At 69.0% G+C, this 14,901-nt stretch carries 14 protein-coding genes; 7 read left to right on the top strand and 7 right to left on the bottom strand.

Annotated features, from left to right (window positions below; genetic code table 11):
- The first annotated feature begins 99 nt into the window (after positions 1–99).
- The gene (locus tag HQ306_RS04200; protein ID WP_027504199.1) at positions 100–630 is read left to right on the top strand and encodes a CGNR zinc finger domain-containing protein; all 531 of its coding nucleotides are present in this window, start codon (positions 100–102) and stop codon (positions 628–630) included.
- Here HQ306_RS04200 and HQ306_RS04195 read toward each other — a convergent pair.
- The 7 genes from HQ306_RS04195 to HQ306_RS04165 all read right to left on the bottom strand — a co-directional run bounded on the left by HQ306_RS04195 (position 611) and on the right by HQ306_RS04165 (position 7,938).
- The gene (locus HQ306_RS04195; protein ID WP_222627746.1) at positions 611–2,098 is read right to left on the bottom strand and encodes a carboxyl transferase domain-containing protein; all 1,488 of its coding nucleotides are present in this window, start codon (positions 2,096–2,098) and stop codon (positions 611–613) included. The two genes, HQ306_RS04200 and HQ306_RS04195, sit on opposite strands and share 20 nt — an antisense overlap.
- A gap of 20 nt (positions 2,099–2,118) precedes the next feature.
- On the bottom strand, positions 2,119–3,339 hold the full coding sequence (locus HQ306_RS04190) for an ABC transporter permease (RefSeq protein ID WP_222627744.1): 1,221 nt from the start codon (positions 3,337–3,339) through the stop codon (positions 2,119–2,121).
- Positions 3,336–4,232 carry an ABC transporter ATP-binding protein gene (locus HQ306_RS04185; protein WP_222627742.1) on the bottom strand — a complete coding sequence of 299 codons (897 nt, stop codon included), beginning with the start codon at positions 4,230–4,232 and terminating at the stop codon, positions 3,336–3,338. The genes HQ306_RS04190 and HQ306_RS04185 overlap by 4 nt, the downstream gene beginning before the upstream one ends.
- Positions 4,229–4,795: a hypothetical protein gene (locus HQ306_RS04180; RefSeq protein ID WP_222627741.1), complete on the bottom strand. Its 567-nt coding sequence runs from the start codon at positions 4,793–4,795 to the stop codon at positions 4,229–4,231. The genes HQ306_RS04185 and HQ306_RS04180 overlap by 4 nt, the downstream gene beginning before the upstream one ends.
- A complete protein-coding gene (locus HQ306_RS04175; protein ID WP_204866344.1) occupies positions 4,792–5,079 on the bottom strand; it encodes a helix-turn-helix transcriptional regulator in 288 nt (95 codons plus the stop codon). Before HQ306_RS04175 ends, HQ306_RS04180 begins: the two co-directional genes overlap by 4 nt.
- Positions 5,080–5,215: 136 nt before the next feature.
- The gene (locus HQ306_RS04170; protein ID WP_222627739.1) at positions 5,216–6,856 is read right to left on the bottom strand and encodes an ABC-F family ATP-binding cassette domain-containing protein; all 1,641 of its coding nucleotides are present in this window, start codon (positions 6,854–6,856) and stop codon (positions 5,216–5,218) included.
- On the bottom strand, positions 6,853–7,938 hold the full coding sequence (locus HQ306_RS04165) for an NAD(P)-binding domain-containing protein (RefSeq protein WP_222627737.1): 1,086 nt from the start codon (positions 7,936–7,938) through the stop codon (positions 6,853–6,855). The genes HQ306_RS04170 and HQ306_RS04165 overlap by 4 nt, the downstream gene beginning before the upstream one ends.
- Positions 7,939–8,031: 93 nt before the next feature.
- Between HQ306_RS04165 and HQ306_RS04160 the strand changes: the two genes are divergently transcribed.
- The 6 genes from HQ306_RS04160 to HQ306_RS04135 all read left to right on the top strand — a co-directional run bounded on the left by HQ306_RS04160 (position 8,032) and on the right by HQ306_RS04135 (position 14,888).
- On the top strand, positions 8,032–8,766 hold the full coding sequence (locus HQ306_RS04160) for an enoyl-CoA hydratase (protein WP_308115543.1): 735 nt from the start codon (positions 8,032–8,034) through the stop codon (positions 8,764–8,766).
- Positions 8,767–8,926: 160 nt separating this feature from the next.
- Positions 8,927–10,609 carry a cytosine permease gene (locus HQ306_RS04155; RefSeq protein ID WP_051612977.1) on the top strand — a complete coding sequence of 561 codons (1,683 nt, stop codon included), beginning with the start codon at positions 8,927–8,929 and terminating at the stop codon, positions 10,607–10,609.
- A 51-nt stretch (positions 10,610–10,660) separates the two neighbouring features.
- Positions 10,661–11,782, top strand: coding sequence for an MBL fold metallo-hydrolase (locus HQ306_RS04150; RefSeq protein WP_308115542.1), 1,122 nt, complete (start codon positions 10,661–10,663; stop codon positions 11,780–11,782).
- A gap of 5 nt (positions 11,783–11,787) precedes the next feature.
- Positions 11,788–11,976: an antitoxin gene (locus HQ306_RS04145; protein WP_042575922.1), complete on the top strand. Its 189-nt coding sequence runs from the start codon at positions 11,788–11,790 to the stop codon at positions 11,974–11,976.
- 24 nt (positions 11,977–12,000) lie between these two features.
- The gene (locus tag HQ306_RS04140) at positions 12,001–13,632 is read left to right on the top strand and encodes a Na+/H+ antiporter (protein ID WP_222627735.1); all 1,632 of its coding nucleotides are present in this window, start codon (positions 12,001–12,003) and stop codon (positions 13,630–13,632) included.
- Between the two features lie 77 nt (positions 13,633–13,709).
- The gene (locus HQ306_RS04135; RefSeq protein WP_222629130.1) at positions 13,710–14,888 is read left to right on the top strand and encodes a lipase family protein; all 1,179 of its coding nucleotides are present in this window, start codon (positions 13,710–13,712) and stop codon (positions 14,886–14,888) included.
- Positions 14,889–14,901 lie beyond the last annotated feature (13 nt).

The raw sequence follows: 14,901 nt of genomic DNA, 5'->3' as shown, positions 1-14,901 counted from the left end.
AGACGACGGTGCCCTCGCTGGTGCGGTGGCGGGACTCGGCCGTCCATCGATGCAGACATTCCACGGTGCTCATGACGACGAGTCTGCTGTAATGGTCTTGTGCACCTCAACCCTTACGGAGAATATGCGGTCCGGCTGGCCGTCGACATCGTGAACTCGCCCCCGACCGATGCGGTGGAGTTCGAGAGTCGGTGCCTCGAGGCGGGCATGTCCGACGACACGGTGGCCATGCACACCGATCTGGCTCGGGCGGAGGTGTTCTTCGAGGAGTGGCTCGGCGTGGTCGATGCGCCGACGCACGAGCAACGGGCGCTCGCACTGAACGCGTTGCTCGCGCAGACCTCGGCATACCCGAGGTTGACGAACCACGCCGACGACGGCTGGCACCTGCACTACCGGGATCCGGATCTGCCGCTCGCGGACGTCGTGCGCGCGCTGGTGAGCGTCGGTACCGCGCTGCATCTGGTGGGCCGCGGCATGCACCGTCTCGGTCGGTGTTCGGCGGACGACTGCGACCGTGTCTACGCCGACTTCTCCCGTACCGGTCGCCAACGGTACTGCGGCACGGCCTGTTCCAACCGCGACGCGGTCCGGCGGCACCGCGCGAAGGCTACTGCCCCAGCGTCCTGAACCGACGCAGTCGCTCGGACTGTCGGACGCCCGGGTCGAGGGCGGTGACGGTGTCGAGTTCGCGGGCGATCGCGGTCCCGAGGCGACCCATGAACCGGTGCGGTTCGTCGGCGGCATCCGGGTCCTCGGGCACGATGGTGTCGACGATCCGGGCCGACCGGAGGTCGACGGGCCGGATGCCCTGCGCCTCGGCCATCGCGGGCGCGTGTGCGGTGTCGCGGTGCACGATGGCACTCGCCCCTTCCGGCGGGAGCGGCGCCAGCCAGGCGTGCTGCGCGGCCACGACGCGGTCGGCGGGCAGCAGTGCGAGCGCGCCGCCGCCGGTGCCCTGCCCCAGCAGGACCGACACGGTGGGAGTGCGGAGGGTGATCAGCGTCGAGATGCAGCGCGCGATTCCGGGAGCCAACCCGTGCTCCTCGGCCTCGCGTGAGAGCGATGCGCCGAGCGTGTCGATCACCAGGACCAGCGGCAGGCCCAGTTGCTCCGCAAGGCGCATGCCGCGCAACGCTTCTCGGAGAGCGCCCGGACCCATCGTGTTCTCCGGCGTCTGCCCGGTGCGATCCTGCCCGAACAGGACGCACGATCGTCCGCGGAACCGGGTGAGGGACAGGGTCACGGTGGAGTCGAAGTCGCCGCGCCCCGTCCCGCTCAGCGGAATGTGATGGGACACGTTCGTCGCCAGCAGTTCTCGCACACCGGGCCGGTCGTCGCGCCGACTGAGCAGGACCGAGTGCCATGCGGACACGGAGGTGTCCGCGCTCTCGTCGGACGGTTCCGCGTTCTCGGGCGTCGCGTCGGGCGCGTCCTGCAGAACCACCAGCGCCCGTTCGAGGACGGCGCGAACATCGGCGGGAGGGACGACCGCGTCGATCACGCCGCAGCGGAACAGATTCTCGGCCGTCTGCACGCCCTCGGGGAAGTCCTGGCCGTACAGGGCCTGATAGACCCGCGGCCCGAGGAACCCGATGAGGGCACCGGGTTCGGCGAACGTGACGTGGCCGAGCGATCCCCACGACGCGAACACGCCGCCCGTCGTGGGGTGCCGGAGATGGACGAGATAGGGCAGGCCGACGTCCTTGTGCAGCGTCACCGCCGCGGCGATCTTCACCATCTGGACGAACGCCGCGGTGCCCTCCTGCATGCGCGTGCCGCCGGAGGTGGGGGACGCGATCAGCGGAAGTCTTTCCGCCGTGGCGCGTTCGACGGCCAGTGTGATGCGCTCCGCCGCGGCCACACCGATGGATCCGGCGAGGAACGCGAACTCGCACACCACCACGGCGACGCGCCGCCCGCCGACGGTGCCCGCACCCGTCAGGACCGCCTCGTCCACTCCGCTCCGGGTTCGTGCGCGCTCGAGGTCGGCGAGGTACTGCTCGTCCGCCGCAACGACGAGCGGTGCCCGATCCCACGAGAGGAACGTCCCGGGATCGAGCACCGCGTCGAGGAACTGCTGCGCCGAGGTCGTCATGCGCTCAGTATGGCGTGCGATCAGGCGCGCCCGAGCGCCTCCTTCCAGGACACCGTGCGGCCGATGCGCAGGATGGAGCGCTGGTAGATCTTGGCTGCGACGACGGCGAGAACCAGGGTCGCGACGATCATCAGCACGATGGTGCCGACGATCTGGATCGGGTCCGCGACGCCCCCCGCGATGCGCAGCGGCATGAGGATGGCGGAGAACGGGGGAATCCACGACAGGACGGTCGGCAGTGTCGCTCCCGGATCGTCGATGGACGAGAACGCCGCGAAGAACATCGCCAGGATCACGATCAGCAGCGGCATGGTCGTCGAGTTGACGTCCTCCTGCCGCGACACCATGGAGCCGCCGGCAGCGTAGAGCACCGCGAAGAACGCGAAGCCCAGCACGAACCAGCCGATCGTGGAGACGAAGACGCTGACGGCGGTACCGGTGACCGTGAGCGTGCCGGTGGCCGTGCCCGCGATCAGGCCGGCGGCGCCGTACGCGGTGAGCTGCACCAGTCCGACCACACCGATGCCGATCACCTTGCCCCACAGCAACTGCAGCGGGCGCACGGTGGAGAGGAGCAGTTCGACGACCCGTGACGACTTCTCCTCCACGACACCCATCGCGACGTACATGCCGAAGGTGATGATCTGGGCGTACAGCAGGATGACGGCGATGAAGCTGAGCGCGAGTCGCTGACCCTGTGCGGGATCCGGCGGATCGACGGCCTCGACCGTGACCGTGGCGGCGTCGGTCGCCGAGGTGACGGCGGCGGGATCGACTCCCAGCCCGGTGAGCGCGTCGGTCTGCGCCTGTGCGGCGACCGCGCTGTCGATGACGGCCTTCAGGGTGCCGTCGACGGTGTCCTCGGTGACAGCCGTGTACGCGCCGCCGGTCCCGGGGACGAGCGCCACGTCCACGTCGCCGTCGATGACCTGCGTCCGAGCCTCGTCCGCCGACCCGATCTCGCGGACCTCGACGGGAGCGCCGAGTTGATCGCCCACGGCGGTGAGGGTCTGGGACAGACCCTGATCACCGACCAGGCCGAGGGGCGTGCGGTCCTCGGAATCGCTGCCGCCGGCGAAGATCGAGAACGCGACGATGCCGCCGACGATGACCAGCAGCACGATGGCGTTGGAGATCAGGAAGCTCTTCTTCCGGACCTGGACGTCGAACTCGCGCCGGGCCACGAGCGCGATGGCTCGTCCCGCCGAGAGTGGTGATCGGGTGGTCGACTTCTCGCTCATGCCACTACCTCTCGGTACAGATCGGTCAGGGACGGTGTGCTGCGGGCGAACTCGTGCACGGGGCCGGTGGCGAGCGCTGCGGCGAGCACCGCCTGGTCGTCCGCCTCGGGTGCCAACGACAGGCTGGTGCGCCCGTCGGAGTGCGACACGGTGGTCACCCCGGTCAACGAGTCGGCCCAGCCGGCGGGAGCGGCCGGGGCGTGCACCTCGAGGGTGGTGCCGGACTTGCCGCGCAGTGCGTCGACGGTGCCCACGGCCTTCATCCGGCCGGAACCGATGATGCCGACCCGATCGCACAGGCGCTGCACCAGATCGAGCTGGTGGCTCGAGAACAGCACGGGGACACCCGTGCGGGCCTTCTCGAGAAGCACCTCACTCATGGTGTCGACGGCCACGGGGTCGAGACCCGAGAAGGGTTCGTCGAGCACCAGGACGGCGGGATCGTGAATCAGGGCTGCCGCCAACTGGACTCGCTGCTGATTTCCCAGCGACAGTGAATCGACCGTGTCGTTCACCCGGCCGTCGATGCCGAGGCGCTCGGTCCAGGTCGCGACTGCGGCGGAGGCATCGGCCGTGGAGAGCCCGTGCAGCTCGGCCAGGTACTTCAGCTGCGCTCCCACCTTCATCTTCGGGTACAGCCCACGCTCCTCCGGCATGTATCCGATGGTGCGGCGCACGTTCAGGTCGATGGGCTGCCCGTTCAGGCGTGCCTCTCCCGAATCGGCTCCCAGCACGCCGAGGGTGATGCGCATCGTCGTCGTCTTGCCGGCACCGTTGCTGCCGACGAACCCGAACACCTCGCCGGGATTCACGGTGAACCCGACGCCGTCCAGTGCGACGGTCTCGCCGTATCTCTTGTGCAGGTCGTCGATCTCGAGAGTCGAGCCGCTCATGCTGGTCCTTCCTCGGGGGAGTGTGATGGGAGAGTAGGGAATTCGTCCGGATCGTCGATCGGTGCCGTCCAGGCGAGGATGATGCCGGGAGAGCAACTCCCCGCAATCAAACCACTCAGTATGATGAAGCCGCCACCGAGTGCCAGTCGGGGATCGTCGATGAACGTCGTCGCCCACACCAGTGCCAGTGCCGGAACCGTCACCACGCCCTGGGTGATCGAGAACCCGATGGAGCGAGCCGCGTTGCGCCGTTGCAGGTCCCACTCGTCCAGCGCATCGGCGGGAGCGTCGCTACGGCGGCCGGTGACGATCTGCAGCGTCGTCCACGACACGCACATGACGATCGCGCCCGGTAGCCACGTGAGCGGTGCCCATTCGGGTCCGACGAGGATGAACACGGACGACGCCACCAGAGCCACGAGCGAGGCGACCAGTATCCACACCAGCAGCCGGCGCCGCGACCGGGTGCGCCAGCCGGGGAGGTAGTGCGCGTACCGCGCCTCGTTCTGCAGGTATCGACGGGTGCGGAACGCCTGGTAGCGGTCCAGAACGGTGTCGCTCATCGTGGTGTTCCTTCCTCCGGCCGGGTGCGCCGGTAGACCTCGGTGGACAGCGGCGCGAACTCGGTGCGCGAGAACACCGCCTCGATCGGCAGCCCGAACACGTCGCAGATGCGCATCGCGAGATCGAGGCTCGGGTAGTGGTCACCGCGTTCGAGTGCGCCGACCGTCTGCGGGTTGACGTCGACGAGTTCCGCGAGCTGGGCACGGGTCATCCGACGCTCGGCGCGCAGCACACCGATGCGGTTGTGGATGGGGAGCGTGGTCCCGCGTTTGACCGGACTCATGTATCGAAGTGTTGTATAAACCCAACGATGTGTCAATACCGGAGGCAGCACTGTTCGCGCGAGCGCGCGCTGAACCACACGATCGTGCGTGATCCTGCCGATCGGCAGGAACTGCGACGATCGGGTGGGGAAATCCTCAGTCCTGCTGCAGAACGCCCTGCGCGACGGTCCACCGGCGCGTGCTGCGCACCGAGTCGAGCATCCGCCGGTCGTGGGTGACCAGGAGCATCGTTCCCTCGTAGGTCTCCAGTGCCGATTCGAGCTGCTCGATGGCGGGGACGTCGAGGTGGTTGGTGGGCTCGTCGAGCACGAGCAGGTTCACCCCTCGGGCCTGCAGCAGCGCGAGTCCCGCTCGGGTGCGCTCGCCGGGGGACAGGGATGCCGACGGCCGCAGGGCGGCCTGTCCGCGGAGACCGAACTTCGCCAGGAGTGTGCGGACGTCGGCGTCCGGCCAGTTCGGAACGGAGGCTGCCAGCGCGTCGGCGACCGAGTCGGGTCCGTCGAAAGCCGAACGCGCCTGGTCCATCTCGCCGATCTCGACTCCGGAGCCGATGCTCACGGATCCACTGGTCGGCGCGATGCGGCCCAGCAGCAGGTGCAGCAGGGTGGTCTTGCCCGAGCCGTTGGCGCCGGTGACGACGATGCGGTCCCCGGCGTCGATCTGTGCCGTCACCGGCCCGAGCCGGAACGCCCCCCGCTCCACGACGGCGGAGTTCACGGAGACCACGACGCTGCCGCTGCGGGGCGCCGCCGCGATCTCCATGCGCAGTTCCCACTCCTTGCGCGGCTCCTCGACGACGTCGAGCCGTTCGATGCGTCGCTGGGTCTGGCGCGCCTTGGCGGCTTGCTTCTCCGTCGATTCGGCGCGGACCTTCCGGCTCGCCTTGTCGTTGTCCTTGCTCTTGCGTCGAGCGTTCCGCACGCCGTGCTCGAGCCAGTTCCGTTGCATCCGAGCGCGATCCTCGAGCCCGGACCTGGTGTCGGCGTACTGCTCGAACTCCTCGCGGGCGTGTCGACGCGCCACGTCGCGCTCCACCAGATAGGCCTCGTACCCGCCGTCGTAGACGGAGATCTGCTGCTGCGCCAGGTCCAGCTCGACGATGCCGGTGACGGTGCGCGCCAGGAACTCACGATCATGACTGACGATCATCACGGCGCACTGGGTACTCGTGACGAAGTTCTCGAGTTGATCCAGCCCGGCGAGATCCAGATCGTTGGTGGGCTCGTCCAGAAGCAGGACGTCGTAGCGCGCCAACAGGATTCCCGCGAGTGATGCGCGGGCCGCCTGCCCACCGGACAGCGCGGACATCTCGGTGTCGAGCGCCGCGTCCAGGCCCAGGCCGGCGAGCACCGACTCGGCTCGCTCGGGCAGATCGGCGCCGCCGAGCGCCAACCACCGCTCCAGTGCCGGTGTGTAGAGATCGTCCGACGCGCTCGCGTCGCCGAGCGTCTCCGCCGCCGCGTTCATCGCGTCCTCGGCCGCGCGCACTCCGGTGCGGCGCTGCAGGAACATCTCGACGGTCTCACCGGGAACGCGGGAGACCTCCTGCGCCAGGTGGCCGACGGTGGCGTCCGACGGGGTGAGCGTGACCGTGCCGTCGTGGTCGACCCCGGTCGCCGTGCCCGCCAGCAGGCCGAGCAGCGTCGACTTGCCGGCGCCGTTCGCGCCGACCAGCCCGACGACGTCGCCGGGTCCGACGGTGAGGTCGAGACCGTCGAACAGCGTGCGCTCGCCGCGATAGGCGGACAGGTCGTCGACACGGACCACGGCACTCACGTCTCGCCCAGCTCCTGAAGTAGTTCCCGCACGGCCGTGCGTCCCGCACGGTTGGCGCCGATGGTGCTGGCCGACGGACCGTATCCGATCAGATGGACGCTGGGCCGCGCGGCCACTCGAGTGGCCGACGCGCCGGTCATCGTGATGCCGCCGCCCGGCCCGCGCAGTCGGAGTGGCGCGAGGTGATCGAGCGCGCTGCGAAACCCGGTGGCCCACAGGATGACGCCCGCCCGGGTGGCGGTGCCGTCGTCCCACCGCACTCCGTCGGGTGTGACCTCCGCGAACATGGGCCGCCGTACCAGGACGCCGCGATCGCGGGCCTCGCGCAAGCTGGGGGTGAGGATCAGACCGGTCACCGACACCACCGATCCTGGCGGCAGTCCGCGGCGCACTCGATCCTCGACCTGCGCGACGGCAGCGCGGCCCACCTCGGGTGTGAAGTCCCGCTCGAGGAAGACGGGCTCGCGGCGGGTCACCCACGTCGTGGTGGTCACGCGCGAGATCTCGTCGAGCAACTGCACCGCGGAGATCCCGCCTCCGACGACGACGACGTGCTCGCCGCGGAACTCCTCCGCCGAGGTGTAGTCGCGCGTGTGCAGTTGGCGCCCCGTGAACGTCTCCATGCCGGGGTAGCGCGGGACGAACGGGTGCTCCCAGGTGCCGGTGCAGTTGATCAAGCCCCGTGCGTGGACGTCGCCCTGCTCGGCCTCCACCCGGTACCGCATCGTCGTCTCGTCCCGGTCGCAGACGACCGACACCCGTCCCGGCCGCCGCACGGGCAGCGCGAAGTGCTTCTCGTACGCCGCGTAGTACTCGGGCACCGCCGACGACGCGGGCACGTGCGCGGGGTCGACGTCGGGGGCCAGCGTGTCCGCGAACGCCATGCCCGGAAGGTCGTGCACCCCGTTGACGGTCTCGAGGGTCAGGGAGGGCCAGCGGAACTGCCACGCCCCACCGGGAGCCGGCGCACCGTCGAGCACGACGTAGTCGTCCCATGCCCGCAGCCCCGCTCGCTGCAGGAAATAGGCCGCGGACAGACCGGCCTGCCCGGCACCGATCACTGCGACGTCGACGTGTTGCACCCGTCCAGTACACCAGTCAGGGCTCCGCACCCGGTAAATTCGCGTAAGGGGGTCTCACAGAACACTTCGTTCCACGCAGAGAGAAGACACAACGTGACCATTGGTATCACCAGGAACGGCGCGGTTCTCACCGTGGAACTGCAGCGACCGGAGCGCCGCAACGCTCTGAACACGGCTCTGTGCACCGAAGTGCGTGAGGCGGTGGAGGGTGCCGAGGCGGACGGCACCCGCGTCGTCGTGATCACCGGCGAGGGCACGAGCTTCTGCGCGGGCGCCGATCTGTCGGGCGAAGCCATCGCCGACGAGTTCCCCGAGGCGCTGCTGTCGATGAACCGCGCGCTCCAGACGGTGTCGGTCCCGGTCATCGCCGCCGTGAACGGGCCTGCTGTGGGTGCGGGCACGCAGTTGGCCATCGCCGCAGACCTGCGGGTGGTCGACTCGGGCGCCTTCTTCGCCATTCCCTCCACCCGGTTGGCCATCGCCGTGGACAACTGGACCGTCAAGCGGCTGGTGTCGCTGGCCGGCGGCGGTCCCGCCCGGACGGTGCTCCTGGGTGCCGAGCAGTTGTCCGCCGAGCAGGCGCTGGCGTGCGGACTGGCCAACAAACTCGGCGATCTCGACGTCGCGCACGCGTGGGCCGACGAGATCGCGCAGCTGGCGCCACTGTCGCTGCGTCACCTCAAACTCGTCTTCAACGACGACGGCACACGTGACGAGGCGAACGCCACGCAGCTCGACGCGTTCGCGGCCGCCTGGGCGAGCAACGACGCCGTGGAGGCGCGGATCGCGCGCAAGGAGAAGCGACGCCCGGTCTTCCAGGGCCAGTGACGACATCGGGGTCGCTGACCTGCCGATTCGGACAAAGGCGACACCCCGGCACCACGTAACGCACTCGACACAGAGTGCGTACAGTCCGGCAACACAGCGTTCCTACGGTCATCTCGCATCGCGCCGCCACGGCGTGCGACACGACCGGAGGCACCCGACCATGACCGCTCTCGGAGACGTTCCACCCGACTCCACGCTCACGTCCGACAGTCAGAAGCAGTCGGCGGCACTGAAGGAGACGCTCGAGGACTACACGCTGCGCTTCGCCCCGCGCAGCTACCGCAAGTGGGGGACCGGCGTCGTGGCGACGTCGGCTCTCGGCGGAATCGCCTACCTCGCGGACTTCGCCATCGGCGCCAACATCGGCATCTCCTACGGCACCGGCAACGCGCTGTGGGGAATCCTGGTGTTCGCCGTCGTCATCTTCCTGACGGGTCTGCCGCTCGCCTACTACGCGGCGCGCTACAACATCGACCTCGATCTGATCACGCGCGGAAGCGGATTCGGCTACTACGGGTCGGTGGTCACCAACGTCATCTTCGCGACGTTCACGTTCATCTTCTTCGCGCTCGAAGGGTCGATCATGGCCCAGGGCCTCGAACTGGGGCTGAACATCCCGCTGCCCATCGGGTACGCGGTGTCCACCCTGATGGTCATCCCGTTGGTCATCTACGGCATGAAGGCGCTCGCCACACTGCAGGTGTGGACGACCCCGCTGTGGCTGATCCTCATGGTGCTGCCGTTCGTCTATCTCGTGGTGAGCAACCCCGACTCCATCGGTCAGTTCATGGCCTACGGGGGTGCCGACGGTGCCGCCGGCACCGGTGTGAACCTCGGATCCGTCATGCTGGCCGCGGGTGTCTGCCTCTCGTTGATCGCTCAGATCGCGGAGCAGATCGACTACCTGCGCTTCATGCCGCCCAAGACGCCGGAGAACTCGCGTCGCTGGTGGACGGCCGTCCTGCTCGCGGGGCCGGGCTGGGTCATCTTCGGTGCGCTCAAGCAGATCGTCGGACTGTTCCTCGCCGTGTACCTCATCGCGAACGTGGTCGACGGATCGTCGATCGCCAACGAGCCGGTGCACCAGTTCCTCGAGATCTACGAGAACTTCATGCCGGGCTGGCTCGCCATGACCCTCGCCGTGGTGCTCGTGGTCATCTCGCAGATCAAGATCAACGTGACCAACGCGTACTCCGGCTCCCTGGCGTGGACCAACTCGTACACCCGCGTCACCAAGTCCTACCCCGGACGACTGGTCTTCGTGCTGTTCAACCTCGCGATCGCGTTGATCCTGATGGAAGCCAACATGTTCGACTTCCTCAACAACATCCTCGGGTTCTACGCGAACTGCGGTATCGCCTGGATCGCGGTGGTCGCCTCCGACATCGTGTTCAACAAGTACCTGCTGAAGCTGTCCCCGAAGGTGCCGGAGTTCCGCAGGGGGATGCTCTACGCGGTGAACCCCGTCGGTTTCGGTTCCATGGCGGTGTCCGCGATCCTGTCCATCCTCGTGTTCTTCGGGGCGTTCGGGCCGGCGATCAAGCCGTACTCGCCCATCGTGGCGCTGGTACTGGCGATCGTGCTGCCGCCCGTGCTGGCGATCGCGACCAAGGGCAAGTACTACCTGCGGCGCACCGACGACGGCATCGACCTGCCGATGTTCGACGAGTACGGCAACCCGTCCGACGCGACGCTGCTGTGCTCGGTGTCGGGAATGGAGTTCGAGCGGCCGGACATGATCGCGTCGGCCAAGAAGGGGCCGAACGGGGAGACGCTCTACATCTCGTCGCTGTCGCTGAGCACCGACAAGACGGGGGAGCACATCCTGCCGGAACAGACGTGAGCCGATACTTGTGAAGTCGGTACACATCAACCGTGGACTAGTGTCGGAGGTGTGAAACCAGCCACCGCAGCAGTGTCCATCGGGCTCGCCGCCGCAGGGTTGTCCTGGCTCGCGCGTGCGGCGTGGGGTGTGCCGTCCGCCGTCGGCGCCGGACGCGGTGCCATCCGTCCGTACGCCGCCGCGTCCTCGCACTACCGGGACCGCAAGTTCCACAACACGCGCAGCAGCTCGCCGGTCGCGGCGGGGGAGCAGGCGAGCATCGGAGCCGCGATGCTCACGCGCGGCCGCTCGGGACGACCCGAGCGCGCCGTGCCGTTGGCCACCCCGCTCGCGCCGGCGGAGGCCGGGGACCTGGCCGTCACCTGGTTCGGGCACTCCTCGGTGGTCGTCGAGATCGACGGTCACCGCGTGCTCACCGATCCGGTCTGGAGCCGGCGGGTCTCACCGTCGCGGGTTCTCGGACCGGCCAGGTTGCACCCGGTACCCGTTGCGGCCGAGGCGCTTCCGCAGGTCGACGCCATCGTCATCTCGCACGATCACTACGACCACCTCGACCGTGACACGGTGGCCACGCTGCTCACGTCGCAGTCGGCGCCGTTCCTGGTGCCGCTGGGGGTGGGCGCCCATCTGCGCCGCTGGAAGGTCCCCGAGGACCGCATCGTCGAGCTCGACTGGAACGACGACGTCCGCATCGGATCGCTCACCGTCACGTGCCTCGAGGCACGACACTTCTCGGGCCGGTCCCTGGTGCGCGACACCACGCAGTGGGCGTCGTGGTCGGTGGTGGGCCCGGAGCACCGGGCCTTCTTCGGCGGCGACACCGGCTACACCGAGGCGTTCGCGGACATCGGGGCGCGGCTCGGTCCGTTCGACGTGACCCTGCTTCCCGTCGGCGCCTACGACGACCGGTGGCCGGACATCCACATGAACCCCGAGGAGGCGGCGCGGTCGCACGGTGACCTGCAGCAGGGCACCCCGTCCTCCGGCATCGTCGTGCCCGTCCACTGGGCGACCTTCAACCTCGCGTTCCACCCGTGGTCCGAACCCGTGGAGCGGCTGCTGGCGGCCGCCGAGGCGGAGCGGATCTCGGTGGTGGTGCCGATGCCGGGCCAGCGAGTCGATCTCGCGCGTCCTCTCCCGCACCGGCGTTGGTGGTCCGGCGCGGTATCGTGACGACCATGGCACTCGTGGACAACCTCAAGAAGCTGATCGGCCAGGGCAAGAAGGCCGCCGCTCAGAACAGTGACAAGATCGAGAAGGCCGTGGACAAGGCAGCGGACTTCGCCGACAAGAAGACGCAGGGCAAGTACGCCGACAAGATCGACAAGGTCCAGGACGCCGCCAAGAAGGCGATCCCCGAGAAGTAGCAGACCCGCGCGGTAGTCGAGTCGATGGACGGGTGGCTCCTGCTTCTGGTGATCGTCGGGGCCGTCGTCATCGCCGGCTTCGCCAAGCGCCTCGATCTGCAGGTGCCCCTCGTTCTCGTCGCCGTCGGGTCGGTCGCCTCGTTCGTCCCCGGGCTGCCGCGTCCCGCTCTCGAACCCGAACTCCTTCTGGGCGTGATCCTTCCGCCCCTGCTGTACTCGACAGCGTTGAACTTCTCGTTCCGCTCCTTCGCGCACAACTTCCGCTCCATCGTCCGGCTCGGCGTCGGTCTCGTCGTCATCACGACCGTCTCGGTGGGGTACTTCTCGTACTGGCTCGTCCCGGAGCTGACACTGGGCGCCGCCCTGGTCCTCGGCGCCGTGGTCGCGCCGCCGGACGCCGTCGCGGCGGTGGCCGTGGGGCGCAAGCTGGGGCTGCCCGCGCGCATGATGGCGATCCTCACCGGCGAATCACTCGTCAACGACGCGGCGGCGCTGACCCTGTTCACCATCACGGTCGCCTCCGTGACGGGGAGCCGGGTCGGCATCGACTCGCCGCTCCTGTTCTTCGTCTACGAGGTCGTGGGCGGCGTCGCTGTGGGATACGCGCTCAGCCGACTCGTGCGCTTCGTCCGCAGCCGCATGGCGGACAGCGCGCTGGAGACCGTGCTGGGCATCCTCGTTCCCTTCACCGCCTACCTCGCCGCGGAGCAGATCCACGCCTCGGGTGTGCTCGCCGTCGTCACCGCCGGATTCGTGCTCGGTTCGGCGCGCAGCGGCGACGCGATCCCGACGCGCATCCAGGAGCGGCACGTCTGGCCGACGCTCGATCTGCTCCTCGAGACCTTCGTCTTCGCCTACATGGGCTTGCAGCTCAAGTTCGTCATCGACGACATCAGCCGCGAGGGGCTGCCCGTCCACCACATCTTCCTGTACGGACTTCTGGTCCTCGCGCTCGTCATGGCAGTGCGTCCGGTGATGCTGTTCGCCGGCTCGGCGCTGCGACGCGTCTACCACCGGGCTCGATCGACCGAGGACGCGGAACTGACCTGGCGCCAGAACGTCGTCCTGTCCTGGGCCGGGATGCGCGGAGTGGTGACCCTCGCGGCGGCCGCCGGTGTCCCTTTCACCACCCTCGCGGGGGACGACTTCCCCGGGCGCGGAGTCATCCAGGCCATCGCCTTCACCGTGGCCGTCGGAACCCTGCTGATCCAGGGGGTGACATTGCCGCTGGTGATCCGACGGCTGGACATCTCCGACCCGGACGAGGCCCGGCATCTCGACGAGCAGCGCGCACTCGCTCGGCAGATCGCGCGCCGTGCGGTCGAGGAGTCGCTCGACGAGGCGATGACGAAGGTCGAGGGAACCGAGGCCGCCGAGGTCGTCGATCGGGTGCGCCGCGTGATGCTGGGCCGTCTCCGGACGGAGCAGGACGAGGACGATCAGGAGAGGGCCGCGCGGGCGCGGTCCTCCGGCGCGGTGTTCGATCGATGGCGGCGCACCGCACTGCGGCGACAGCGCGAGGCGTTGCTCGCCGCACGCGACGCGGGGGACCTCGACGACGAGGTTCTCGCCGCGGTTCTGGACGGGCTCGACATCGAGCAGGCCGCCACCGAGACACGGTTGCAGCGATTCATGGCGGAAAGAGGGCGAGAGTGAACGTGTGCAGGATCGGTTCGAGACCAGGACTGCGCGGCAGGGTCCCGGTCCTGCTGGGATCGGCACTGGCCGCGTCGATGCTGATGCTGTCGGGATGTGCGTCCTCGGATCCCGCGCCCAGCCCGGGGAACGACGCGACCACTGACGCGGCACCCCGCTCTCCCGCCCCCACGGGCGACGAGCGCGGCTCGCTGGTCGCCGACGTGCTCCTCGGTCAGGTCGACCAGGCGGTCACCAATCTCGGCGCCACGGCGCACCGCATCACGTACCGCTCGACGTCCGGGGTGGACGGCGGCGGTGTCGACGTCACGGGCACGGTGTTCGTCCCGGCCGGCGCACCGCCCGAGGGGGGATGGCCGGTCGTGTCCGTCGGGCACGGCACGACGGGTGTGACCGACGAGTGCGCACCGTCCCTCTATCCCAATCTGCTCGGCTCCATCGGCCTGGTCACGCCGATGCTCGAACGCGGCGCCGTCGTCGCGGTGACGGACTACGAGGGCCTGGGAACCGACGATCCGCATCCGTACCTGAACGCCCCGTCTGCCGGCCACGACATCATCGACGCTGTCCGCGCAGCGCGGAACGTGGCGCCCGGCAGCGGGACTCGCTGGGCGGCGCTGGGCGTGTCGCAGGGTGGGCAGGCCACCTGGGCCGCCGCCGAGATGGCCTCGGAGTACGGCGACGGGCTCGAGTTCCTGGGATCGGCCAACCTGTCCCCGGCCGCGGACATCAGCCCGATCGCCCCGGACTCCGGACTGGGGCAGCTCACGTTGCCGCAGAAGGCGATCATGCCGTTCGTCGTCGAGGGCTTCCTGGTGGACCATCCGGAGTACACCGACGCGGACTTCCTCAGCGGCGGACTGCTGGAGAACAAGGACGTCCTCTTGGCCTGCACGGGACCCCTGGCCGCCGGGAAGTTGACGGCCGCGGGATCCATCGGACCGGACGACGTGCGCCCCAGCTCGCCGGAGGCGTACGCCGCCATTCGAGAGTGGTTGTCGGACAACGCCCTACCGCAGGGGCGGGCCGCGGCGCCGATGATGGTGCTGGTCGGCTCGCGAGACGATCTCATCCTGCCGCAGTGGACCGAGGACGCGTCCCGCCGAGCGTGCGCGCAGGGCGACGTCATCGACTACCGGGTCCGGGCGGACCAGGGCCACGCCGACTCGGCCGCCAACATCGAGGGCATCGACTGGATCACCCAGCGGTTCGCGGGAACCGGACAACCGACGAACACGTGTGACCAGGTGCCGTGACAGCCACCACGGC

Source organism: Rhodococcus sp. BP-160 (assembly GCF_019836205.1).
Taxonomy (GTDB): Bacteria; Actinomycetota; Actinomycetes; order Mycobacteriales; family Mycobacteriaceae; genus Rhodococcoides.
The sequence above is the reverse complement of the archived record's forward strand: the minus strand, read 5'-3'. Positions and strand labels throughout refer to the sequence as shown.

What these genes read in the sequence shown, in the direction of transcription:
- HQ306_RS04195 (WP_222627746.1), bottom strand. Translation starts at nt 2,098, where the DNA reads ATGACGACCTCGGCGCAGCAGTTCCTCGACGCGGTGCTCGATCCCGGG.
- HQ306_RS04190 (WP_222627744.1), bottom strand. Translation starts at nt 3,339, where the DNA reads ATGAGCGAGAAGTCGACCACCCGATCACCACTCTCGGCGGGACGAGCC.
- HQ306_RS04185 (WP_222627742.1), bottom strand. Translation starts at nt 4,232, where the DNA reads ATGAGCGGCTCGACTCTCGAGATCGACGACCTGCACAAGAGATACGGC.
- HQ306_RS04180 (WP_222627741.1), bottom strand. Translation starts at nt 4,795, where the DNA reads ATGAGCGACACCGTTCTGGACCGCTACCAGGCGTTCCGCACCCGTCGA.
- HQ306_RS04175 (WP_204866344.1), bottom strand. Translation starts at nt 5,079, where the DNA reads ATGAGTCCGGTCAAACGCGGGACCACGCTCCCCATCCACAACCGCATC.
- HQ306_RS04155 (WP_051612977.1), top strand. Translation starts at nt 8,927, where the DNA reads ATGACCGCTCTCGGAGACGTTCCACCCGACTCCACGCTCACGTCCGAC.
- HQ306_RS04145 (WP_042575922.1), top strand. Translation starts at nt 11,788, where the DNA reads ATGGCACTCGTGGACAACCTCAAGAAGCTGATCGGCCAGGGCAAGAAG.
- HQ306_RS04140 (WP_222627735.1), top strand. Translation starts at nt 12,001, where the DNA reads ATGGACGGGTGGCTCCTGCTTCTGGTGATCGTCGGGGCCGTCGTCATC.
- HQ306_RS04135 (WP_222629130.1), top strand. Translation starts at nt 13,710, where the DNA reads ATGCTGATGCTGTCGGGATGTGCGTCCTCGGATCCCGCGCCCAGCCCG.